20 protein-coding genes and 1 other RNA gene are annotated in these 23793 nt (G+C 67.6%); 9 read left to right on the forward strand and 12 right to left on the reverse strand.

From position 1 onward, the window contains the following. Positions 1–41 precede the first annotated feature (41 nt). Complete coding sequence (locus tag LTI14_RS05570) at positions 42–1319, forward strand: MFS transporter (protein WP_241465294.1); 1278 nt, start codon at positions 42–44, stop codon at positions 1317–1319. Here LTI14_RS05570 and LTI14_RS05575 read toward each other — a convergent pair. Both LTI14_RS05575 and LTI14_RS05580 read right to left on the reverse strand, forming a co-directional pair. Continuing rightward, positions 1307–2209: a putative hydro-lyase gene (locus LTI14_RS05575; RefSeq protein WP_241476015.1), complete on the reverse strand. Its 903-nt coding sequence runs from the start codon at positions 2207–2209 to the stop codon at positions 1307–1309. The genes LTI14_RS05570 and LTI14_RS05575 overlap by 13 nt on opposite strands. Beyond that, positions 2206–3402: an NRAMP family divalent metal transporter gene (locus LTI14_RS05580; RefSeq protein WP_241465296.1), complete on the reverse strand. Its 1197-nt coding sequence runs from the start codon at positions 3400–3402 to the stop codon at positions 2206–2208. Before LTI14_RS05580 ends, LTI14_RS05575 begins: the two co-directional genes overlap by 4 nt. A 552-nt stretch (positions 3403–3954) precedes the next feature. On the opposite strand from LTI14_RS05580, the gene LTI14_RS05585 reads away from it, so the two are divergent. From LTI14_RS05585 to LTI14_RS05600, 4 genes are all read left to right on the forward strand, one after another. Then, positions 3955–5823 carry an ABC transporter ATP-binding protein gene (locus tag LTI14_RS05585; protein ID WP_241476016.1) on the forward strand — a complete coding sequence of 623 codons (1869 nt, stop codon included), beginning with the start codon at positions 3955–3957 and terminating at the stop codon, positions 5821–5823. A 55-nt stretch (positions 5824–5878) separates the two neighbouring features. Beyond that, positions 5879–6595, forward strand: a complete 717-nt coding sequence (locus tag LTI14_RS05590; RefSeq protein WP_241476017.1) for a spermidine synthase — start codon at positions 5879–5881, stop codon at positions 6593–6595. A 148-nt stretch (positions 6596–6743) separates the two neighbouring features. After that, a complete protein-coding gene (locus LTI14_RS05595) occupies positions 6744–6992 on the forward strand; it encodes a hypothetical protein (RefSeq protein ID WP_241465299.1) in 249 nt (82 codons plus the stop codon). A 27-nt stretch (positions 6993–7019) separates the two neighbouring features. After that, entirely contained in the window at positions 7020–7871 is an 852-nt protein-coding gene (locus LTI14_RS05600) for an FHA domain-containing protein (RefSeq protein ID WP_241465300.1), read from the forward strand. A gap of 81 nt (positions 7872–7952) precedes the next feature. On the opposite strand, the gene LTI14_RS05605 is transcribed toward LTI14_RS05600, so the two are convergent. From LTI14_RS05605 to LTI14_RS05625, 5 genes are all read right to left on the reverse strand, one after another. After that, a complete protein-coding gene (locus tag LTI14_RS05605; protein WP_241476018.1) occupies positions 7953–8630 on the reverse strand; it encodes a GntR family transcriptional regulator in 678 nt (225 codons plus the stop codon). Positions 8631–8684: 54 nt separating this feature from the next. Next, complete coding sequence (locus LTI14_RS05610; RefSeq protein WP_241476019.1) at positions 8685–10478, reverse strand: acetyl/propionyl/methylcrotonyl-CoA carboxylase subunit alpha; 1794 nt, start codon at positions 10476–10478, stop codon at positions 8685–8687. 14 nt (positions 10479–10492) lie between these two features. Further along, positions 10493–12310 (reverse strand): 5-oxoprolinase subunit B/C family protein, encoded by a 1818-nt coding sequence (locus tag LTI14_RS05615; RefSeq protein ID WP_241476020.1) that lies wholly within the window; start codon positions 12308–12310, stop codon positions 10493–10495. Further along, positions 12307–13077 (reverse strand): LamB/YcsF family protein, encoded by a 771-nt coding sequence (locus tag LTI14_RS05620; RefSeq protein ID WP_241476021.1) that lies wholly within the window; start codon positions 13075–13077, stop codon positions 12307–12309. The genes LTI14_RS05615 and LTI14_RS05620 overlap by 4 nt, the downstream gene beginning before the upstream one ends. Positions 13078–13234: 157 nt before the next feature. After that, entirely contained in the window at positions 13235–14764 is a 1530-nt protein-coding gene (locus tag LTI14_RS05625; protein WP_370644423.1) for a helix-turn-helix domain-containing protein, read from the reverse strand. Between the two features lie 181 nt (positions 14765–14945). Between LTI14_RS05625 and LTI14_RS05630 the strand changes: the two genes are divergently transcribed. The 3 genes from LTI14_RS05630 (at position 14946) to LTI14_RS05640 (ending at position 18107) form a co-directional block, all read left to right on the forward strand. Then, a complete protein-coding gene (locus LTI14_RS05630; protein ID WP_241476022.1) occupies positions 14946–16175 on the forward strand; it encodes a quaternary amine ABC transporter ATP-binding protein in 1230 nt (409 codons plus the stop codon). Next, entirely contained in the window at positions 16172–17110 is a 939-nt protein-coding gene (locus tag LTI14_RS05635; protein ID WP_241465306.1) for an ABC transporter permease, read from the forward strand. Before LTI14_RS05630 ends, LTI14_RS05635 begins: the two co-directional genes overlap by 4 nt. An 88-nt stretch (positions 17111–17198) precedes the next feature. Then, on the forward strand, positions 17199–18107 hold the full coding sequence (locus LTI14_RS05640; RefSeq protein ID WP_241476023.1) for a glycine betaine ABC transporter substrate-binding protein: 909 nt from the start codon (positions 17199–17201) through the stop codon (positions 18105–18107). A 161-nt stretch (positions 18108–18268) separates the two neighbouring features. Here LTI14_RS05640 and LTI14_RS05645 read toward each other — a convergent pair whose 3' ends face one another. Both LTI14_RS05645 and aceA read right to left on the reverse strand, forming a co-directional pair. Then, positions 18269–18928 (reverse strand): hypothetical protein, encoded by a 660-nt coding sequence (locus LTI14_RS05645; protein WP_241465308.1) that lies wholly within the window; start codon positions 18926–18928, stop codon positions 18269–18271. Between the two features lie 28 nt (positions 18929–18956). Further along, a complete protein-coding gene (gene aceA / locus LTI14_RS05650) occupies positions 18957–20321 on the reverse strand; it encodes an isocitrate lyase (RefSeq protein ID WP_241465309.1) in 1365 nt (454 codons plus the stop codon). A gap of 211 nt (positions 20322–20532) precedes the next feature. Between aceA and LTI14_RS05655 the strand changes: the two genes are divergently transcribed. Then, positions 20533–20961, forward strand: coding sequence for a hypothetical protein (locus LTI14_RS05655; RefSeq protein ID WP_241470539.1), 429 nt, complete (start codon positions 20533–20535; stop codon positions 20959–20961). A 63-nt stretch (positions 20962–21024) separates the two neighbouring features. On the opposite strand, the gene LTI14_RS05660 is transcribed toward LTI14_RS05655, so the two are convergent. The 3 genes from LTI14_RS05660 to LTI14_RS05670 all read right to left on the reverse strand — a co-directional run bounded on the left by LTI14_RS05660 (position 21025) and on the right by LTI14_RS05670 (position 23702). Then, entirely contained in the window at positions 21025–21552 is a 528-nt protein-coding gene (locus LTI14_RS05660; protein ID WP_241476024.1) for a LytR C-terminal domain-containing protein, read from the reverse strand. 314 nt (positions 21553–21866) lie between these two features. Next, an RNA gene (gene ffs, locus LTI14_RS05665) (signal recognition particle sRNA small type) lies at positions 21867–21963 on the reverse strand. Positions 21964–22004: 41 nt separating this feature from the next. Beyond that, entirely contained in the window at positions 22005–23702 is a 1698-nt protein-coding gene (locus LTI14_RS05670) for an alpha-keto acid decarboxylase family protein (RefSeq protein WP_241476025.1), read from the reverse strand. Between the last annotated feature and the right edge of the window lie 91 nt (positions 23703–23793).

Below are 23793 nucleotides of genomic sequence, written 5' to 3' on the forward strand. Positions count from 1 at the left end.
CCGGCGGTCGTTTCCCCGGCGGACCATGAAACAATCGGGCTGTGATCGCCGCCAAGAAGACTGCCGCTGCGCCGAAGGAGCCTCTCTTCACCAAGGACTTCCTGCTGGCGATCGTGATCAACCTCTTCCTGGCCATCGTGTTCTTCGTGCTGGTCACCGGCCTTGCGGTCTACGCCGCCGAGGAGTTCTCCGCCGGAGAGACCGCCGCCGGGTTCGCCGCCTCCGCCTTCGTGGTGGGCGCGCTGGCGGCCCGGATCTTCGCCGGAAAGTACGTGAACTTCCTGGGCCGGCGCCGCACCGTGCTGGCCTGTCTGGTCGTCTACGTGCTCGCCGGCCTGGCCTACCTCGTGGTGGACAGCTATGAGATGCTCATCGCGCTGCGCGCGGTCCACGGGATCTCCTTCGGCTTCGGGCAGACCGCGCTCAACGCCGGGGTCTTCGCGATGATCCCGCGCACCCGACGCGGGGAGGGCGCCGGCTACTACCTGCTGGCGAACTCGCTGCCCCCGGCCATCGGCCCGCTGGCCGCGATCCAGCTGACCCAGCGCTACGACTTCTGGGCGATGTTCGTCGCGGTCACCATCGTCTCGGTGGTCGCCCTGGTCTTCTCGCTGTTCCTGCGGCTGCCCGAGGACAAGCCCTGGCGCACCAGCCTGGTCGAGAAGCTGACCCTGCGCCCGCGGGACATCATCGAGCCCCGAGCCTTCAAGATCTCCCTGGTGGCGATGCTGCTGGGCATCGGCTTCGCCTCGGTGATGACCTTCCTCAACGGCTACGCACGCAGCCTCGACATGGTCGACGCGGCCTCGATCTTCTTCGTCATCTATGCCGGCGCAGTGCTGGTCTCGAGGCTCTTCATGGGCAAGGTCCAGGACCGCTACGGGGACAACTGGGCGGTCTATCCGGCGGTGATCTGCTACATCATCGCCATGGGCCTGCTCGCCTGGACGCCGAACCAGGGGGTGCTGCTCACCGCCGGGGTGCTGGCCGGGTTCGGCTTCGGCTCGCTGCTGCCGGTGCTCCAGGCGATCATCGCCTCAGACCTGCCCGCGCACCGCACCAGCATCGGGATCTCGACCTTCTTCATCATGCTCGACGCCGGATTCGGCTTCTCCCCGCTGCTGCTGGGCCCCCTGGTCAGCTATGCGGACTACCGCTTCATGTACGCGATGTGCGCCGGGGTCGTCGTGCTCTCCCTGGTGCTCTACTGGCTGGTCCACGGCCGCCATGACGTGCATCAGGGGGTGGCGCGCCGGATCCCCGGGCACGGTAGAAAGTCCGACGACGACGGCGTGATCCCCAGCCCTCAGGGCACCTGAAGCTGCGCGTTCGGCAGGTCGGTGATCAGCATGTGCCCCGGGGCGTGGCTGATCGCCAGCTCCGGCTTGGACTCCATCACCGCCGCCTGCGGGGTGACGCCGCAGGCCCAGAAGACCGGAGTCCAGCCGGCGGGGATCTCCACCGGGTCCCCGAAGTCCGGGGCGCCGAGATCGGCGATCCCCAGGCCTGCGGGGCTGCCGATGTGCACCGGGGCGCCGTGGACGCCCGGATAGCGTGAGGTGATCCGCACCGCGTCGGCGATCAGGTCTGCGGGCAGCGGGCGCATCGAGACCACCAGGGGTCCGCTGAGTCGGCCCGCCGGTGCGCAGCGGATGGCGGTCTTGTACATCGGCACGTTCACGCCCTGCTCGATGTGCGCTATCGGTATCCCCGCGTCGAGCAGCGGGGTTTCGAAGGTGAAGCTGCACCCGATGAGGAAGGCGACCAGATCCTCGCGCCAGTGCTCGGTGGCGTCATCGGGTTCGGCGATGAGCTCGCCGTCGCGGTAGACCCGGTAGGCGGGAATGTCGGTGCGCAGATCACCCTGGGCCAGCAGCGGACTCACCGCGCCGGCGTCGTCGAACTGGCCCGATTCGAACACGCCGAGGACCGGGCAGGACTTCGGGTTGCGCTGGGCGAAGAGCAGCATGTCGAAGGCCAGCTCTCGCGGCAGCGCCAGGAGGTTCACCTGTGCGAAGCCCGGGCTGATCCCGCTGGTGGGCCGCCGCAGCCCGGCGCGGAACTGCGCCCGGGCCGCGGCGGGACTCAGCTGTTCCAGCCCAGGACCCGACTCAGGAACCGTGCCGTCGGCGAAGCGGTGACCCCGGGCGGATTCTCGAGCGAGGCGCTGCCCAGGACGACGGCCGGAATGATCAGCGCGATGACTCATCCTTCGGTCCAGAGGCTGGCCAGACCGCCCAGCGAGCTGTAGCCCATGAAGATGGTCAGCAGCCAGACCACGAAGCCGAGGATGAGCAGCCACTTGGGGTACTTATAGCCCTGCAGCAGGTCCCGGCGGCGCCAGGCGGCGTAGAGGATCACCGCGAAGCCCAGCGGAAGCACGGTGCCGTTGAAGGCGCCGGCCATGATCAGCAGGGTCTGGGGCGCCTGGCCCAGCATCAGGAACACGGCGGTGGTGATCACCAGGAAGCCCAGGAAGTACCAGTTCTTGGTGCGCTCCTTGGTGTTCTTCGTGGTCAGGAAGGACACCGTGGTGTAGGTGCAGCCCAGGATCGAGGTGATCGCGGCGACCCAGAAGACCGCGCCGAAGACCCGCAGCCCGATCTCCCCGAGAGCCACTGAGAAGGCATCGGCGGCAACGTTGTCCTCGGCGAGGACCACACCGGTGGAGACGACCCCGAGGATGGCCAGGAAGAGCAGGAAGCGGATGAGGGTGGCCACCATGATCCCGAGCACCGAGGTCTGCGAGATCGCCTTGACGTTCTCGACCCCGGTGTTGCCCGAGGCGATCAGCCGGTGGGCGCCGGCATAGGTGATGTAGCCGCCGACGGTTCCGCCGATCAGCGTGGTGATCACCAGGAACTCCACCTGGTCCGGCACGAAGGTCTGGCGCAGCGCCTCACCGAGCGGCGGGGCGGTGGTGACGGCCATGAAGATCATCAGCAGGATCAGCACCGCGCCACAGGCGACGACGATCCGATCCAGCGCGACGCCGGCCTTCTTGGAGAGGAAGATCAGCAGCGCGAGGATCACGGAGAGTCCGCCGCCGATGCGGGCGTCCATGCCGGACATCGCGTTGAGGCCCAGGCCGGCACCGGCGATGTTGCCGATGTTGAAGACGATTCCGCCGAAGAAGATCAGCGCAGCGAGCGCCCAGCCCAGGCCGGGCAGGATGCGGTTGCCCAGGGTCTGGGCGTAGAGCCCGGAGACCCCGAGCACCCGCCAGACGTTGAGCTGCACCGCGATGTCCACCAGCACCGAGATCAGAATGGCGAAGCCGAAGGCGGCGCCGAGCTGATAGGTGAAGGTCGCGGTCTGGGTGATGAAGCCCGGACCGACGGCGCTGGTGGCCATCAGGAACATCGCGCCGAGCAGCGCGGTGCGGCGGGTGCGGATCAGCATCGGACCATTCGGTTCCGGACTGTCGGACTCCGTGCGCCCGGCGCTCAGAGGGCCGTCGATGTCTGAGGCACCATTGGTCTGCGGGTCTTCTTCGATCTTGGGATGGCGGGGTGCATCCGCCGAAGACGATCTGGGGGTTGAGGCGTCAGCCACAGGAGCCCTCCGAGGGTGAGTAGGGGGAACGGAGCCGACACCGTGCGCAGTGCACATGTGACGCACGTCTATTCCGTGGATCACCGCTCACAGTACTGTTGTTCAACAATCCAAGCAAGGGATTGTGGAACAATCCGCCCACGTTTTACATGGTTGTCACATGCGTCGTCTCCTCCGCTGGGGATTCTCAGGTCCCCGGCTGACGCTGAATCCGCTCAGACGCATCAGAAACCCATGGCAACGACCCTGCGACGGCAGCCAGATCCTCCTTCAGGGTCGGTTCACCTGGGGTGAGGGGGCCCTCCGGAATGCGAGTAGCGTTGCGTCGGTTGGTGCTTGTGGGCTCAACGGTGCCGTTGCAGCCAGCGCGGCATCACTGGAGATCTTGGGGGTTTGTGCGTGAGCATGGAACGCGCGGCATGGGGCTCGCTGTACAGCATGACCCACGCTAAGAAGGACTACCGGCCGTTCAACCGGGAGACGCTGAGCCGCATCGGCCGGTTCGCCCGTCCCCACCGCACCCGGCTGGTCTGGTTCCTGATCCTCTCGGTGGTCACCGCGGCGCTCGCCGTGGCGACCCCGCTGCTGGCCGGACAGGTCATCAACGCGATCACCGGCTCCGCCGCCGTGGAGGTCGTGATCCGGCTGGCAGTGCTGATCGCGATCATCGCCGTGGCCGATGCCGGGTTCAACATCCTCAGCCGCTGGCTCTCCTCACGGATCGGTGAAGGCCTGATCCTGGATCTGCGCACCGCTGTGTTCGATCACGTGCAGAAGATGCCGATCGCCTTCTTCACCCGCACCCGCACCGGCGCACTGGTGAGCCGGCTGAACAACGATGTCATCGGTGCGCAGCGCGCCTTCAGCGGGACCCTCTCCGGCGTCGTCGGGAACCTGGTGATGGTCATCCTGACCATCATCGCGATGCTCTCACTGTCCTGGCAGGTCACGCTGCTGGCCCTGGTGCTGCTGCCGGTGTTCGTGGTGCCGGCCCGTCTGATGGGCAGCCGGCTGGCCGGGCTCCAGCGTGAGGCGGCGAACCACAACGCCACCATGGGCACCCAGATGACCGAACGCTTCTCCGCTCCGGGCGCCACGCTGATCAAGCTCTTCGGCCGTCCCGAGGAGGAGTCCGCAGAGTTCGAGCGGCGCGCCCGCCGCGTGCAGGACATCGGGGTCAAGACCGCGATGCTGCAGTCCACCTTCATCACCGCGCTCACCCTGGTCTCCGCGCTGGCCCTCGCGCTGGTCTACGGCCTGGGCGGCTTCTACGCGATCGTCGGAGAGCTCGAGGCCGGCGCCGTGGTCTCCCTGGCCCTGCTGCTCACCCGCCTCTACGCGCCGCTGACCGCCCTGGCCAGCGCCCGGGTGGAAGTGATGAGCGCACTGGTCAGCTTCGAGCGGGTCTTCGAGGTCCTGGACCTCAAACCGCTGATCACCGAGAAGCCAGACGCCGAGCCGCTGCCCGATGGCCCAGCCGCCGTCGAGTTCGACGACGTCAGCTTCTCCTACCCCTCTGCGGAGAAGGTCTCACTCGCCTCCCTGGAAGAGGTCGCCACGCTGGACCAGCGCGGCGGCGAAGAGGTGCTCCATGGGATCAGCCTGCGCGTGGAGCCCGGGCAGACCGTGGCCATCGTGGGCTCCTCAGGGGCCGGCAAGTCCACCATCGCCGCACTGCTCGCGCGGCTCTACGACGTGGACTCCGGCTCGGTGCGGATGGCCGGGGTGGACCTGCGCGACACCACGTTCGCCTCGCTGCGTGCCACCCTGGGCGTGGTCACCCAGGACGGGCACCTGTTCCACGACACCATCCGGGCCAACCTCACCCTGCCGGCCCCGGACGCCACCGATGAGCAGATCTGGGACGCCATCCGCCGGGCCCGACTGGAATCGGTGGTCCACTCCATGCCCGACGGGCTCGACACCGTGGTCGGGGAACGCGGCTACCGGCTCTCCGGCGGCGAGCGCCAGCGCATGACTCTGGCCCGGCTGCTGCTGGCCCAGCCCCAGGTGGTCATCCTCGACGAGGCCACCGCCGCGCTGGACTCCACCTCCGAGGCCGCCGTGCAGGCCGCGCTGACCGAGGCGCTCGTCGGCCGCACCGCGCTGGTGATCGCGCACCGGCTCTCCACCGTGCGCGCCGCCGACGCGATCCTCGTGGTCGAAGCAGGCATGATCGTGGAGCGCGGCACGCACACCGAGCTGCTCGCGGCCGACGGGCGCTATGCCGAGCTCTACCGGACCCAGTTCGCGACCGAGGACTCCTGAAGCCGCTCCCCCCACCCTGCGTAGGATGGACAGGCAATCGAGGAGAGGCACCCGCATGATCGCACGGTTCGAAGAGCTTGACTGGCAGCAGACGCCGATGGGTGAGCTGATGCTGCGTCGGCGCACCGAGCCCGGCACGGGCACGCAGATCTATGAGGTGAAGCTCGGCGAGGAGTTCCTCATGTCGAGCCTCTTCACCGTGGCGGAGGAGCAGATGTCGATTCTGGGCCTCGCCGCCGCGACGGGTGACAAGTTCGACGTCGTCGTGGGCGGCCTCGGCCTGGGCTACACCGCGGTCACTGCGCTCGCTGATGAGCGGGTCCACCGGCTGGAGGTCATCGACGCGCTCCCGGCCGTCATCGACTGGCATCAGCGCAAGCTGCTGCCAGTCTCGAGCCGGCTGGTCGAGGACGCGCGCACCACCCTGCGCCAGGATGACTTCTTCGCCGTGATGCGGACGCCTCCGGCGCCGGACGCGCAGCGCCACGACGTGATCCTGCTCGACGTCGACCACTCCCCGCGGCACACGCTGGATCCGAGCCACGCGGACCTCTACACCACCGAGGGGCTCACCGCGCTGGCGGCGCACCTCGCTGATCACGGGGTATTCACGCTGTGGTCCGATGATCCGCCGGATGAGGAGTTCATGGTCACGCTCTCGACGGTCTTCGATGACTGCCAGGCCCACGTCGTGGAGTTCGCCAATCACCTCACCGGGAGGACCTCCTCCAACACCGTCTATGTCGGGATCAAGCGCGAACCCGTCGACTGAGCATTGCGTAATACGACGTAATGTGTGATCAGCGGCACGCGAGGTCTTCCAATAGCGGCTTCTCCGGGTGAAGATGACGGTGAGCGAGAGCTCACCCACCACCTGCGCCGCAGCGATGCGGCGCCGATACTGTTCAGGAGACGCAGCCATGACTGAGAGCACCCGAACCGAGAGCGTGAACCCGCAGGGAAACGAGCCGCACCAGATCGGCGACTGGGCCGATCTGGGCCAAGAGATGTGGTCCTATCTCACCGGCCGGGGCGCCGCGGTGAACTACACGCTCCAAGACATGACGGTGGAGGTCCCCCGTGACATCGGACCGGACGCGCCACGAGCGGTCTGGAAGTTCAACGGGACTCTGCGGGTGACCACGAGTGACGAAGCGAGCTCCCGATGATCGACTGCAACTGAGGCAGGAGGCATCATGCGCCTAGACATCGACCTCGCCTTCAGCGTCGCCCAGGTCGGGGCAGACGGCACCCCGACTGAACCGATCAACGCCACCATCACCGCGGCAGGCCGCCACATCGAGGTCCGCACCGAGGACTCCTCGCTGCTCGACGGGATGCCGCGCTCGATCACCCGAGCCGCCGACGTGTTCGCGAGCCAGCTCGCGGCCCGCGATCTGACGCTCTCCGTGATCGGTCCCGCAGGAGAGATCGTCTCTCTGGGAGCGGTGAAGACCACGGTGCTGAGCCGGGCGCTCACCCGTTCGAAACACATTCGGCTGGGTTCGCTGAAGTCGCTGCCGCGCTTTGCCGGCACCGGCTCAGGCGACGCACAGAGCTCATCGTCGCTGATCCCTCCGGAGACGCCGTGGCCCCCGGCCCCGACGTTCAACCGAAGGATCCGACGTCGGGTCACCACCACCCACGCTCCCCGCGGGGCCGGACGTCCGCGGCTGATCATGAGCCGCACCGACCAGCCCGGCGCAGGTCCGCTGGAGTTCAACCTGGTGGCTGATCGCACACTGATCGGCAGCGACGAAGCCTCGGACCTGTTGCTCAAGGGCCTGGAGCCGGTCCACGCCGAGATCCTCCATGACGAGTTCGATGAGTACGTGATCGTCCGCCATGGGTCCATGGGCGGGAGTCGCAGCGCCGAGCCCGGCGCGCCGGTCACGCTGCGCACCGGGTCGCGGATCGACCTGGGCATGTGGCGGCTGGTGTTCCTGCGCGAGGAGTACGCCGATCACGGCCGGCCCTTCGGGGGACGCCAGGGCGGGGAGTTCGCGTATCAGAAGCCGCAGTACGATCCCTATCGGCAGCGAAGCTGAGCTGGGAGCTGGAGCCGGAGACCGTTGAAGGATCTGGGGGCTGGACTCGGTCGAGCATGGCCCCCGGATACCTTCCTCCGATCAGTTGCCCAGGTGGTCCAGCAGCTCAGCCTCGGCCGAGTCGAGGTATTCCAGCAGATGAGCCTCCGCGGCCCGCCGGTCCCCCTGGCTGAGCAGCCGGGCCAGCTCGCGGTTCCTCTCGATATAGGCGTGATGAAAGCTGGGCTGTTCGGACTTGGCGTGGAAGGCCAGACGCATCCGCGCCAGCACCTGTTCCATGAGCGCATCGAGCATCGCGCTGCGAACCTGGGCGGCGATGGTCCGATGGAAGACCTGATTGGCCTGGGCCATCGCGGGAATGTCTCCGCGCTCGCGCGCCACCTCCGCGGCTGAGACGATTCGGTGCAGCTGCTCCAGCTCCGCCGCGGGGAACTCTGCGGTGCGCACCGCGCCGACCTCCAGCACCCGACGGACCCGGTAGACCTCGGCGATGTCGGCGGCCGTGGGCTGGTGCACGAAGACCCCACGGTTGGGGTGACGTTCCACGAGACCCTCAGCTGCCAGGATCTGGAAGCCGCTGCGCAGCGTGTGCCGCGAGATGTCCAGCTGACGGGTCAGCTGTACCTCCGGAAGCTTGGTGCCTGGACGAATCGCACCGGCCGAGATCGCCCCGCGCAGCAGCTCCGCCACCCGTTCCGGGACCTGAGCATGCTCGCTGAGTCCCTCGGCGGACAAGGAGCTCCACATCACGTCGGTCATGACAACAATCTAGCGGACACGGGAAACCCGCACCTCAACCTCGCGTCACGCGGGTCACTCGATGACACCCAGCACCTGGCCGGCCCGCAGCGCCGCGCCGGGGGCGAGCTCCTCCCGATGGAAGACCCCGCTGCGCGGTGCTGCCACGGTGGACTCCATCTTCATCGCCTCCACCACGGCGAGGGGATCCCCTGCGGAGACCTCAGCACCGTCCGCGGCGGAGAAGCTGACCAGGCTGCCGGCCAGCTTCGTCACCACTGCGCCGGGCGCGGCCTCGGCGGAGGTGGTGGGAGCGTCGTCGTCGGTGGTCGTCCCGGCGCCTGTTCCGGTGCCGCTGCCGAGCAGGGTGAGCAGGGCGGCAGGGAGCCCCAGGCTCACCGCCCGGCCGTCGATCTCCACAGTGGTGCGGCGCATGCGGTGTTCGCGGTGGCGCAGCGCTGCAGCAAGGTGCTCGGAGTCGACCATGGACTCGCCGTAGGCGGCTTCGAACTCGGTCTCGATCCAGCGGGTGTGGACCCGGAAGCTGGCCTGGCCGTCGGCGGCGAGGAAGTCCTCCGCCTCGAGCACCTGGCGGTGGAAGGGCAGCACGGTGGGCAGGCCTTCGATGCGCATCTCGTCGAGCGCCATGCGCGCACGGCGCAGCGTGGTGCTACGATCCGGGCCGGTGACCACGAGCTTGGCAAGCATCGAATCGAAGGCGCCGGAGATCTCGTCACCGCTGCGCACCCCGGTGTCCACCCGGATGCCGGGTCCGGTGGGTGGGGCGAAGAGCGTCACCGGGCCGGGGGTGGGAAGGAATCCCTGGGCCGGTTCCTCGGCGTTGAGCCGGAACTCCACCGAGTGGCCGCGCGGCTGCGGGTCTTCGGTGAATCGCAGCGGTTCTCCCTCGGCGATGCGCAGCTGTTCGGCCACCAGATCCACCCCGGAGGTCTCCTCGGTGACCGGGTGCTCCACCTGCAGCCGGGTGTTGACCTCCAGGAAGCTCAGCAGACCGGGCTGGTCCCCTTCGCCCGGGCTGAGCAGGTACTCCACCGTGCCGGCCCCGACGTACCCGGCCTCGGCGCAGATCGCTCGGGCGGAGCGGTGGATGTCAGCACGCTGGTCGGCGCTGAGGAACGGCGCCGGCGCTTCCTCCACCAGCTTCTGGTTGCGCCGCTGCAGCGAGCAGTCCCGGGTGCCGACGACGACGACGTTGCCCTGCGTGTCCGCGAGGACCTGGGCCTCTACGTGCCGGGGCCGGTCCAGGAACCTCTCCACGAAGCATTCTCCGCGGCCGAAGGCGGATTCGGCCTCGCGCACCGCAGAGGCGAAGGCCTCATCGATCTCGGACGCCTCACGAACGATGCGCATGCCGCGCCCGCCGCCGCCGTGGGCCGCCTTGATGGCCACCGGCAACCCGTGCGCGGCGACGAACTCGCGGATCTCATCCCCACCGGCGACCGGTCCATCGGTGCCCGGCACCAGCGGGGCGCCGACCTTGACCGCGAGCGCCCGGGCGGTGACCTTGTTCCCGAGCGATTCGATGGTCTCGGGCTTCGGACCGATCCAGGTCAGTCCGGCCGCGATCACGGCGCGGGCGAAGTCGGCGTTCTCGGAGAGGAACCCGTAGCCGGGGTGGATCGCGTCGGCATCGACCTCGCGGGCGGCGTCGAGCAGCTTCTGCTGATCCAGGTAGGTCTGCGCCGGGGTGGTGCCGTGCAGCGCCACGGCCTCGTCGGCCAGCTGGACGTGGAGCGAATCGGCGTCCTGGTCGGCGTAGACCGCTGCGGCGGTGTAGCCGGATTCGCGGGCGCTGCGGATGATGCGGACGGCGATCTCGCCGCGGTTGGCGATGAGGATGCGCTTCATGGTGAGGTCTTCTCTCAGGCGTCTGGGGTCGTGGGGGTCTGCGACGGCGGGGCCGCCGGGGCATGGGTCCGCGGCAGCGGGGTCAGCGTGTCAGGGTCCACCGGGACCAGGGTGATCTGGTCTCCGGGGGCGAGCTGCGCCGCAAGCGGAAGGTCCTCGTCGATGACGACCCCGATCACCGGGTATCCCCCGGTGACCGGATGGTCGTTGAGGAAGAGCACCGGGGTGCCCGCGGGCGGCATCTGCAGCGAGCCGCGGACGACTCCCTCACTGGGAAGCTCGCCCTCCTTGAGCCGGCGCAGCGGACGCGGGGCCTCCGCGTCGGTGGTCTTCGCGTCGGTGGTCTTCGCGTCGGCGCCCCGGGCGGCGTCGCTGGTTCTGGCGACCTCGGTGCGCTCGGGGACCTCGAGCCGGATCCCGATCCGGTTCGAGGACTGGGACACGATCCAGTGCTGGTCGGCCAGCCGAGCGGCCTCCTCGGCGCTGAACCAGTCCGCGCGGGGTCCATAGGTGAAGCGCAGCGCGGTCGGCGTCTCAGCCGTCGGCGTCTCAGCGGATGACGGATCAAGCTGGGGCGCGGAGACGGCGCCGGTGGCGGCCCCGGCGGCGCGGAGCCGGTCTCCGGCCGCGAGCGGACCGGGGCCCAGCCCTGACATGGTGTCGGCGGAGACGCTGCCCAGCACCGGCGTGGCGGCGATGCCTCCACGGAGGCCGACCACGCTGCGCAGTCCACGCTCGGGGGCCCCGAGAGTCAGGGTCTCCCCCGCGGCGAGGGCGAAGGGAGCGCGAAGCACTGCGCGCCTGCTGGATCCGTCCGGGCCGGTGACGGTCAGCGGCACCTGCGCGCCGGCGACGGCGAGCACCACCGTGGATTCGGCCTGAAGCGTGAGTCCCCCGTGCAGCGCCTCGAGCACCGCGGCCTGCGCACCATTGCCGAGAAGTCGGTTCACCTGGCGGGCGGCGGCCTCATCGGCGACCCCTGCGCGGGAGACTCCGAGGTCACTGAGTCCGCTGCGGCCGAGATCCTGGATCAGGGTCTGCAGACCCGCGTCGAGCACGGTGAGCGCGGCCTCGTCCTCGGGCTCGGAGCCGCGCGAGCTCCACGACCCAGTTTCGGGCTGGGGTGCTTCCTCGGGCTGACGTGCGGACGTGGTCGTCACCGACCGGGCACGCACCGGCTTGTAGCGCACGGAGTCCCCCGGGCTGACCAGCGCCGGGGACTCGCCGTGGGCTTCGCGGGAGAGGTCCCACAGGGTGGCCGGGGTATGTCCGATGAGCTGCCATCCGCCCGGGGAGACCCGCGGGTACACGGCGGAGAACTCACCGGCCAGGGCCACGGCGCCAGCAGGCACGGCGGTGCGCGGGCTGCTGCGGCGCGGGACGTCCAACGGGCCGGGGCGGCCAGGATCCCCGAGCGCCGCCTCACCTGGAGCGGGGCTGGGCACGCAATAGGTGAATCCGGGGGCGAAGCCGCCGAAGGCTCCGGTCCAGGACTGTTCGCTGTGCCAGTTGATCAGCGCCTCGACGCTCATCTGTTGGTTCGCGGCGAGACCATCCAGGTCTTCCCCGTCGTAGATGACCTCCAGCTCCACGTGCCGGGAGTCCGCGGCAGAGAACTCTCCGAGCTCAAGGCCGGGCAGACGCGTCCGGGCCTGCAGCAGGGCGGGCCGGGCGGTGAAGCGCAGCAGGATGGTGCGGGCCGCGGCCACGGCCTCGACCTGGCCGGGCAGCGGGTCACGGCGCAGCTGCTGATGGCAGGCCAGGACCTGGTCGAGGGTCTCGAACTCCAGCAGCAGCGCGCGGGGACCAGCCTCTCGGATGGTGCTGATCATGCGAAGCTGCGGATCTCGACTCCGGCGCCCTCCAAGGCGGCCCGCACCGCCTTCGCCATCTCCACCGCGCCGGCAGTGTCGCCGTGGGTGCAGATGGATTCGGCCTGGGTCTCGATGCGGGTGCCGTCGCGGGCGATCAGCACGGACTCCTCGGCCAGGCGCAGCATGTTCTCGACCACCTGCTCGGTGTCGTGGAGCACCGCGTCAGGCTCCCGCCGGGAGACCAGCGTGCCGTCGGGGTTGTAGCTGCGATCGGCGAAGGCCTCGGAGACTCCGCGCAGACCGGCTTCGGCGGCATAGTCCAGGGCGATTGATCCCGGCAGCAGCAGCACCGGAAGGTCGCGTCCGGTGCTCTCGCGATAGGCGGCGATGGTGTCGATGACGGCATGGGCGTGCCCGGTGTGGGAGATCATCGCGTGGTAGAGGGCGCCATGCGGCTTCACGTAGCGGATATGGGACCCCAGCCCCAGGGCGATCCCTTCCAGGGCTCCGAGCTGGTAGAGCACATCGGCGGCGAGCTCGTCGGGGGAACATTCCAGGTGCCGCCGGCCGAAGCCGGCGAGGTCGCGGTAGCCGATATGGGCGCCGATGACGACGTCGTTCGCCACAGCCTCGGTGGCGGTGGCGCGGATGGTCAGCGGGTCCCCGGCGTGGAAGCCGCAGGCGATGTTCGCGCTGGAGACGGTGCGCAGGATGGCGGCGTCGTCTCCGCTGGTCCAGTTGCCGAAGGCCTCTCCGACATCGCTGTTCAGGTCGATCTGTGCCACGTGATCCTCCTCGAGCCGATGTTGCCCACGTCTCAGTGTGAGCTGAGTCAAGGATGCCTGACTCCGCAGGATTGTTCAACAATCCGAGCGAAGTTGGTGCTGAATCCTGGTGCCAGCCCGGTTTCTCAGTCCTGCCGGCATTCAGCCCTGGTGGTGTTCAGTCCTGACGCGAGTGGCGTTCCAGGAACTCGTAGACCTCGGTGGTGTCCACCCCGGGGAAGGCCCCCTGGGGCATGGCCGCGAGCAGGTGGCTGTTGGCGCGGGCGGCAGGCCAGGCCTGTCCCTCCCAGCGGGCGGCGAGCTCCGCCGGGGGCTGCCGGCAGCAGGTCGGATCGTCAGGACAGCGCGAGGATGAGCGCGAGGTGGTGTCGGAGCCGCGGAACCATTTCACGTGCTCGAAGGGCACTCCGATGGAGAGCGAGTACAGCCCCGAGGAGTGCGCCTCGGTCCGCGCGGTGCACCAGAACGTTCCGACCGTGGTGTCGGTGTACTGGTGGAATGATCGGAACTTGTCATCGACCTCGAAGACCTGGCGCGAGGTCCACTGCCGGCAGATCGTCTGACCCTCGATGGCTCCGGAGTGATCCGCCGGGAAGTTGACCCCGTCGTTCTCATAGGCCTTGTGCAGGATCCCGGACTCGTGAACCTTCTGGAAGTGACACGTGATCCCCAGGTGTTCGGTGGCGAGATTGGTGAACCGGTGGGCGGCAGACTCATAGGAGACGGCGAAGGCGTCCCGCAGGTCCTCGATGGCGATCTCCTTGCGCGACTTGGACTCCTTCAGGAAGCGCACGGTGGTGGCCTGGGGCATCAGCAGGCTCGCCGCGAAATAGTTGGTGTAGACACGCTGGCGCAGGAATTCGGAGTAGTCCTCCGGCTCGGTGTGACCCAGCACCTGATGGCCCAGCGCCTGGAGCAGCACCGAGCGGGCGTCCCACTGCCGCGCGGTTCCCTGGGTCAGGTAGATGATCCGGTTCTTCTGATCCGTCACCGAGCGGGTGGATTCGGGCAGGTTCTTCACGAAGCGCAGCGAGAACCCGAGGTGCGCGGCGATGTCAGCGGCCACATGGTGGGACAGCGGACCTTCGCGGTGATCCACCGCGTCCAGCAGCTCCTGGGCGGCCGCCTCGATCTCCGGGTAGTAGTTGTTCCTGGCGCGCATCTCCTCACGCAGCTCCGTATTGGCCCGCCGCGCCTCCTCCGGAGTGGCGGCCTGCTCCTCGAGACGACGGCGCAGCTCACCTTGGAGCGCGACCAGCGATTCCAGGACATCCATGGGCAGACGGTTGCTGATCCGCACCGCGGGCAGGTTCAGCGCCGCATAGAGCGGACCCCGCTGCGCCTTCTCCAGCTCGATCTCCAGTGCCGCGCGCTTCGAAGGCGGATCGGCGCCGAAGAGGTCGTCGAAGCTGACCTCCAGCGCCTTGGCCAGCTGCTGGAGCTGGGAGAGCTTCGGCTCGCGGCGGCCGTTCTCCAGCAGCGAGAGCTGACTGGGCGCGGTGCCCAGCGCCTCGGCGAGCGCATCAAGGGTCATCCCGGCCTGCTTGCGCAGATGGCGCACGCGTCGGCCAAGCGCGATCAGGTCGAAGCCCTCGTCCTGGGAGGCTGCTGAGGCGCGCTCGAGGGAGCGAAGCTGGGTGCGCTGCGACGATTCCCTCACGTTTGAGGTTTCTCGTACTGTCCGCATATCAAAAAAGCATACCCGCCACCGAAGCCTGCCCGGTGACGCGCACCACTGGCACCTCCGAGCTCACCGTGAGGCGGGTCACCACAATTGCAGCACGAAGTCAAGCATTGACAGGTCACAATCAGGTGATATACGGCTTTTGGTAAGGTCGAGAATCATCGACTTCTACGAAGGAATGATCTTGAACTCCAGTACTGCCGAGCCTGCAGTCCGAGCGCGGAACGTCTACAAAGCCTTCGGCAAGCGCCCCGAGGAGATCGTCCGACGCATCAAGGGCGGCGCGGATCGCGAGGACGTCACGGACCTGGGCACCGCCGCTGTCATCGACGCGAGCTTCGACGTGCAGCCGGGCGAGGTCTTCGTGGTGATGGGCCTCTCCGGCTCCGGAAAATCCACGCTGATCCGCATGGTCAACGGTCTGCTGCCTGCGACCGCCGGCAGCATCGAGGTGGGCGGTGAAGACATCGCACGGCTCTCCGCCAAGGATCTGCGCCGCGTTCGCCGTGAAAAGGTCTCCATGGTCTTCCAGCACTTCGCGCTCTTCCCCCACCGCACCGTCGGGCAGAACGCGGCCTACGCCCTGGAGGTCCAAGGACTCAACCGCTCAGACCGGGAACGCAAGGCCGAAGAGGCCCTCCGCATGGTGGGCCTCACCGGCTGGGGCGGATCCATGCCGGACGAGCTCTCCGGAGGCATGCGCCAGCGAGTCGGTCTGGCCCGCGCACTGGCGGCCGGCACCGAGGTGATGCTCATGGATGAAGCCTTCAGCGCCCTGGATCCCCTCATCCGACGAGAGATGCAGGACCAGCTCGTGGAGCTGCAGGAGCAGCTGGGCAAGACCATCCTGTTCATCACCCATGACCTCAACGAAGCCATGCGGCTGGGCGACCGGATCGCAATGATGCGCGACGGACGCACAGTGCAGATCGGGACCTCTGAGCAGATCCTCAACGACCCGGCCAACGACTACGTCGCCCAGTTCGTCCAGGACGTGGATCGCACCCGAGTCCTCACCGCCGGCGCCATCATGGAACCTCCGGTGGCGGTGCTCGGCACGGAACAGGGGCCCCGCACCGCACACAAGCTCATGCGCGAACACCAGACCAACGTGCTGGCGGTCGTCGACCGCGGAAAGAAGCTCCACGGCTTCGTGCACGAAGATGCTGTCGCCGCGGCAGTGGCCCAGGGCGCGAACACGCTCGACGGGCTGCTGCAGCCGGCCCCCTCGGTGCATGCCGAGACTCCGCTGGCCGAGCTGATGACCCAGGCCGCGCAGAGCGAAGCAGGGCTGGCAGTGATCGATGACGCCGGCCGACTTGAAGGGATCATCGCCCGCGTGACGCTGCTCAACGCCCTGGCGGAGCCGAAATACACCGGCCATGACGCCTCAGAGGCGGTGGGCACCCGATGATCACCACTGCTCAAGAGACTGAAGGAGCCGGGGTCCCCCGGCTGAACGTCGGCGAATGGATCGAGACCGGCTTCGGCTGGGTCAACGACAACCTCGGCGCCCTGTTCGACCTGATCCGAACAGTCGTCTCAACTCTGACCGGCGGCCTGGACGACCTGCTCAACACTCCGGATGCGCTCCTGCTCGCCGTGGCGTTCTCTCTCCTGGGGTGGCTGGTCAAGGACTGGAAGCTGGGCCTCCTCTCGATCGTGATGCTGGTGTTCGTGATCAGCATCGATCAGTGGGAGAACGCCATGACCACGCTGGCCCTGGTGGCAGTGGCAGCCGCCATCGCCCTGGTGATCGCGATCCCGCTCGGAATCTGGGCTGCCCGGTCTGACCGGGTCAGCGGCGCGATCAGGCCGGTGATGGACCTGATGCAGACCATGCCGGCCTTCGTCTGGCTGGTTCCCGTGGTGACGCTGTTCAGCATCGGCGTCACCAGCGGTGTCGTCGCCACCATCATCTTCGCGCTTCCTCCCGGGGTGCGGTTCACCGAGCTGGGCATCCGGGGGGTCGACGCCGAGGTGGTCGAGGCGGGTCATGCCTTCGGCAGCACGCCCGGCCAGATCTTGCTGCGCATCCAGCTTCCGCTGGCGCTGAAGACCATCATGGCCGGCGTCAATCAGGTCATCATGCTGGCGCTGTCCATGGCCGTCATCGCTGGCCTCGTCGGGGCCGGCGGACTAGGCGGCGAGGTCATGCGAGCCATCGGCAGCCTGGACATCGGCCTGGCGTTCGAGGCCGGGCTCGCCGTCGTCGTCCTGGCCATCTATCTGGACCGCGTCACCTCCGCCATCGGTCACGGCGGCATGGCCGTGGGACGGATGTCGAAGCTGCTTCGTCGCGGCCGTCCTCGACGAAGCCCTGAGCCCGCCCCCGCCAAGACCACGTGATCCGGTCTCGCCCGCTGGACGAAGCCACCACCCGAGAACACAGACCAGAGACCGCATCGCACCCGCACACAACAGATTGAGGCACATCATGAGTACACGAACTGGCACAGCATCGAAGTTCATGGGCGTGACCGCCGCGGCAGCGCTCGCGCTGACCGCCTGCGGCGGCGGCGACGACGCCGCGGAGAACGGGGACGAGGCCGAGGCCGGCGGCACCGTCACCCTGGGCATCATCCCCAGCTGGACCGATGGTCTGAGCATGGCCTACCTCTGGCAGGGCATCCTCGAGGACGAGGGCTACGACGTCGAGATCGAAGAGATCAACGACGCCGCCCCGCTGTACACCGGCGTCGCCCAGGGCGACATCGACGTCTACCCGTCCGCATGGCCCGAGGTCACCCACGCTGAGTACATGGACGAATACGGTGACGATCTCGAGGATCTCGGCGCGTACTACGAGGGCGCCGTGCTGACCCTGGCGGTGCCCGAATACACCGAGATCGACTCCATCGCAGAGCTTGCCGACAACGCCGAGGACTTCAACGGTCAGGTCATCGGCATCGAGCCAGGTTCGGGCCACATGGGAGTCACCGCCAATGACGTGTTCCCGACATATGGGCTCGACGAGAACTTCGAACTCGTGGAATCCTCCACCGCGGCGATGCTGACCGAGCTGGGCTCCGCCATCGATGACGAGGAAGACATCGTCGTGACGCTGTGGCGTCCGTTCTACGCCTACGGCAACTTCGACCTGAAGGATCTCGAAGATCCCGAGGGTGCGCTGGGCGAGCCAGAGACGCTGAACTTCATCGCCAACTCCGAGTTCTCCAGCGAGTTCCCCGAGGTCGCCGAGTGGATGGGCAGCTTCACCCTCTCCGATGAGGAGTACGCCGAGCTCGAGGACATGATGGTCAACGAGTACGCGGACAACGAGGAAGAAGCCGCTCAGGCCTGGATGGAAGACAACGCCGATATGATCGACTCCCTCAAGGAGTGATCTGTCGAGGGTGATCAGGTCCTCCCGATCACCGTCTGCCGATCACCGCCTGCTGACCAGCAGGGCGTGATCCAGACGCAATGACAGAGACCCCCGGTCCCGTTCCGAGTCATGGACTCGGATGTGGGACCGGGGGTCTCTGTCTGTGCTGCAGCTGCCGGTCAGCGGGCCCGCTTCTGAAGCAGGATCGCACCGCCGGCGTCGTCCTCTGAGGCGCTGAAGGTGATCGCCCGGATGGTGCCGGCCGGAAGGCCGACCAGCTCCTCTGCCCGGGTGAACATCTCCTGCCAGATCTCCAGCTCATCCTCGCTCTCGATGCCGAGCAGCGAGATGAACGGAGCCCTGCCTTCAGAGACCAGACGGCGCGCACGCCGCTGGATGTGCAGGGCGAAGTCAACCAGTCCTGCCGAGAGCGCCTCCCCCTTGGAGAAGATCCGGTCCTCGGACCGGGTCAGTCGCCGGGGTGTCGCAAACGCCGAAGGTGGTTCCACCAGGTACCGCTCAACCAGCGCCTTCCAGGAGGCCTCGGCCTCCTCCGCACTTCCGCGCCGCCCCACCGGGCTGGGCGCGAAGTTCCGCTGCGGCTGCAGCTCCGGCGCCTCGAGTTCGGCGATGCGTGCGCCGAATTCGCGGTGCAGGGTGCTCAGGAAGGTCAGCGCATCCGCGGTGAACACCTCATTCTGCCGCGGTGCCCGCGGCGCATTGAGTGTGATGCCGTTGATCGTGATGCCGTTGCTCGACGTGGCCTCGGCCGGATCGGTGATGCTCTCGTTTCCGGATGTGGTGCTGGAGCGGAAAGAGGTGCTGGTCTGGGCGTTCATGGCTGACTCCTTTGTCAATGCCGGTGGATCAGTGGAATTGTCCTGCTTCGGTGGAACCCTTGTAGGCCACCGTCGAGGACTCGGGGTTCAACGTGGTGGAGATGGCATCGAAGTATCCGGTGCCGACCTCGCGCTGGTGCTTGGTGGCGGTGTAGCCGTCTGCCTCTGCGGCGAATTCCTTCTCCTGCAGCTCCACATAGGCCTTCATCTGGTTGTCCTTGTAACCGCGCGCCAGCTCGAACATCGAATAGTTCAGCGCGTGGAAGCCGGCCAGGGTGATGAACTGGAAGGTGAAGCCCATGGCGCCCAGCTCACGCTGGAACTTCGCGATGGTCTCGTCGTCGAGGTGCTTCTTCCAGTTGAACGAGGGCGAGCAGTTGTAGGCCAGCATCTGGTCCGGGTACTCGGCCTTGACCGCCTCGGCGAACTGCTTGGCGTACTCCAGGTCCGGGGTGCCGGTCTCCATCCAGATCAGATCGGCGTAGGGCGCGTAGGCCTTGGCCCGGGCGATGCAGGGTTCGATGCCGTTGCGCACCTTGTAGAAGCCTTCGGCGGTGCGCTCTCCGGTGATGAAGGGCTGGTCGCGCTCGTCGACGTCCGAGGTGATCAGGGTGGCCGCCTCCGCGTCGGTGCGGGCGATGACGACGCTGGGGGTGTTGTGCACATCGGCGGCGAGCCGGGCCGACTGCAGCGTGCGCACGTGCTGACCGGTGGGGATCAGCACCTTTCCGCCGAGGTGTCCACACTTCTTCTCCGAGGCGAGCTGATCTTCCCAGTGCACGCCGGCGGCGCCGGAGGCGATCATGGACTTCATCAGCTCGTAGGCGTTCAGCGGGCCGCCGAATCCGGCCTCGGCGTCGGCGATGATCGGGACCATGTAGTCCTCGACCGTGCGGGTGCCTTCGAGGTAGTCGATCTGGTCCGCGCGGAGCAGGGCGTTGTTGATCCGGCGCACCACGCTGGGCACCGAGTTGGCCGGGTAGAGCGACTGATCCGGGTAGGTGTGGCCCGAAAGGTTCGCGTCACCGGCGACCTGCCAGCCGGAGAGGTAGATGGCGCGCAGGCCGGCCTTGACCTGCTGGACCGCCATATTGCCGGTCAGCGCACCCAGGGAGTTCGTGTACTTGCCCTCGGCGTGCTCTGCGGTGAGCTGGCTCCAGAGCTTCTCGGAACCGCGCTTGGCCAGCGTGTGCTCCTCCTGGACGTTGCCCTGCAGCTTGATGACCTCAGCTGCGGAGTAGTCGCGGGTGGTCTGTTCCCAGCGCGGGTTGGTGTCCCAGTCCTGCTGCAGAGCGTCGACCTTCTGCTGGAAGACCTCTTTGGTCTCGGGGCTGAGCCCACCCTGGGGCTGTGAGTTCTGGGTCTGCGACTGCGAGGCAATTGTCTCGGTCATCTGAATCTCCTTTGAATCGTGGACCTTGTTTCGGTGACAAGACCAGTTCACGCCCTGTGAAGCCCTGACGCCAGAGTTTTCTCATCAAAGATCTGCGTTTCTTTGCGCAATCGAAGAAACGTCGGAAGATTCGACCGAAGTCGATCTTCTACACTGTGTAGAAGACGCACGACAGATGTTTTCAGCCGTACATCACCCGATGAGGAGCACCATGACGAACCCCTCCACACCCACGACCTCCACGACGACTGCTCCTGCCGCTCCGGCGAGCCCGATGCCGCGACTGACCCTGATCGTCGGCGGCCTGCTGGTGGTGATCGGCATCATCGGCTATGTCGCCACCGACTTCGCCAGCATGACGGCGCTGATCCCCTCGGTGGTGGGCCTGCTGCTGCTGATCAGCGGCGGCATCGCGATGAAGAACCGCAAGCTCGGCGTCCATATCGCCCTGGCGGTCGCGCTGCTCGGCGCCTTCGGCATGATCATGCCGCTGATGAGCCTGCCCGAGCTCTTCGCCGGCGAGTCTGAGAACCCGGGAGCCGTGATCTCCTCGCTGGTCACCGTGATCGTGCTGGTGATCTACATCGTCCTGGGCGTGCGCAGCTTCATCGCTGCCCGCCGCTGGAAGGACGCACGCTGAGCTGAACCGGGCTGAGCTCCTCTGATCTGGACAGGAACAGCCGCTGCGGCTGACTGAGGCTGCTCAGTCTGCGGAGCAGCGCAGGAGGCCGGGGACCATGTCGAGGTCCCCGGCCTCTTCCATGTCCTGGACCGCGAACTCCGACCCCAGGATCAGATCCACGCTGTAGTCGTCGCGCTCATCGACGTCCACCATGGAGTCGGGGATGTGCTGCTGCAGGGTATAGGCCTGCCGCAGACCCCGATCCCCCACCCGGATGATCCCGGCGAAGCCCGTGTCGGCGAAGTAGTCGTTGTCGACCTCTGCGACCCGGAAGCTCCGATCGCTGAGCTCATCGGCCACCTCATGGGCCAGACCGGGCGCGTTGGTGGTGTTGAACACCGAGATCCGGACCCGCTCGGGCACCACCGGCTGCTGCGTGCCGGAGGGGCACTGTTCCGCCGCGGTGATCGAACCGCGGCCGAAGACGCTCAGTGGCAGCGTCCCATTGATCATCAGCCAGCTGGCTCCGCTGATCAGTCCGATCACAGTCAGGGTGCCCAGCCAGATGAGAAGCCGCTGGGTGCGCGTGCTCGCGGGCCGGTGATCCATGGGTTCGATTCTAGAAGCTCCCCGGGTCCTGAAGGCTCAGCAGACATTCGCGGCGAGGCGATGCTCGCTCTCTGCCGTGCCGGAGCGTGGCCGAGGCCCCGCCGGCTGCCGGCCGGCTTCTGCCCTCGCCTCCCAGAATCGGGGAGTCACCAGCACGATGGTGCACCAGCGGCGGGAACCTCCACGGCGGCATGGCGCAGCCGCTCCGGATATCTGCACGCCGACACCACGGTGAGGAGTCCGGCGGCGAAGCGGCATCCGTCCAGGGGCTGATTCTGGCGGGGCGGATCCGGCCGCATGAGGCGGCTGAAGACATTAAGAGCCCCACGTGCACCTGCCAGAGCCCGCTTACCCTTGCTACCTTCCGGTCCTGGGGGAGTTCAGCAGGATGGCACCGCACGTGGGGCCGGGGTTCATCGTATCTCGGCCTCATGCTTGAAGGCCAATGGAGCTCAGCGCTTGAGCGCGTCGGCCACGTCCTGGAGCAGCTGTGGGATGTCGTCGCGGTCGGTGATCGCCTCGATGAAGACCAGCTTCTCCCGGTTGCTCATGGTGTCCCTGCAGGCCGCCAGCAGCTCTGCCTCGGTGGTGACCCTGCGGTAGAGGTAGTCCTCCTCCGCTGCTCCGAAGAGCCGGGGCACCAGCTCCCAGCGCCACGGGGCGATGTCGTTGTAGACCTCATCGGGCCCGTGGATGGCCCGCTCCACGGTATAGCCGGCGTTGTTGACCAGCACCACCACCACGGGCAGCTTCTCGCGGATCATCACGCCCATCTCCTGGATGGTCAGCTGGGCGGAGCCGTCGCCGATCAGCAGCACCGGCCGACGGCTGGGGTCCGCGAGCCCGGCGCCGATGATCGCGGGCAGGGTGTAGCCGATGGAGCCCCACATGGGCTGACCGATGAACGTTGACTTCGCCGGGAACCGGTGGGAGGCCATCCCGAAGTAGCTGGTCCCCTGGTCCGCGGCGACGATGTTCGCCGATTCCAGCTGCGAGGCCAGCACGGCCCAGAGGCCGTCCTGGGTCAGCGGACCTTCGGAGGGTTCCCGGGGCGTCTCCGCGGCCGGAGCCTCCGCCGCGGGCATCGGGGCGACGTCGTCGAGCTCGGTGGTCACCCGGTGCAGCACTGCGAGCGCGTCCTGCAGCGAGATCGGGGTGAAGACCTCATGGCCCACCCGGGCGCCGAAGCGGGAGACGTCGATCATCCGGGCAGAGTCGAGGTCCATGGAGAAGCCGGCGGTGGTGTTGTCGGTGTATTCCACCCCGAGGGTGATCAGCGCATCGGCACCCTCGATGACCTCGCGCACCCGATCCTGAGAGGCGGCACCGGCGTAGATGCCCACGAAGTTCGGGTCCGATTCATCGACCAGGGTCTTGCCCCAGGCCAGCGTGGCGAAGGGCAGCTGGGAATCCGTGAGGAAGGAGGCCAGCTCCTCGGTGGCGCCGAGCCGGTGGACGAGAAGATCGGCCAGCACGGCGGTGCGCCGCCCGGGCAGGAAGCGCCGCACGGCCGCTTCGAAGGCGGCGACGGCGCGCGGGGTGGTCACCGGGAGATCGGTGGTCAGCGGCTCCGAGGGCGGGTAGGCGGCGATCTCGGCGACGTCGGCGGCCAGCATGAGGTAGCCGGGGCGACGGCGGAAGACGACGTCGCGCAGGACCCGGTCGATCTCCCAGGTGGCGGTGGGCGCGTCAAGATCGGCGTGGGCGCAGGTGACCTCTTCGGCCATCCGCAGGAAGTGCTTGAAGTCGCCGTCGCCCAGCGAGTGGTGGATCTTGCGGCCCGAGGCCTGGGTCTCCTTGGGCGGTGCGCCGACGATCTGGACCACCGGCACGGATTCGGCGTAGGAGCCGGCCACGGCGTTGATCGCGGAGAGCTCCCCGACCCCATAGGTGGTCAGGAAGGCGCCGATGCCGCGGATGCGGGCATAGCCGTCGGCGCTGTAGCCGGCGTTGAGCTCATTGGCGGAGCCGACCCAGCGGATGCTGCGGTGGGCCACCACGTGGTCCAGGAAATGGAGGTTGAAGTCTCCTGGAACGCCGAACAGCTCGGTCAGGCCGAGCTCAGCCAACCTGTCCAGCAGATAGTCACCGATCGTGTAGTTCTCGAGGGACTCATCCTGCGTGGTTTCGGACATCTCTTCTTCGGGCATGGGTCTCGCCTTCTGGTCGTGGCCGGCTCCAGCGATGCGGGTGGATCTGCTGGGCCGCCAACGGTCTACGGTGCCGCCAGTCTACGTGGGA

Source organism: Nesterenkonia sp. YGD6, from assembly GCF_022565895.1.
GTDB lineage: Bacteria > Actinomycetota > Actinomycetes > Actinomycetales > Micrococcaceae > Nesterenkonia.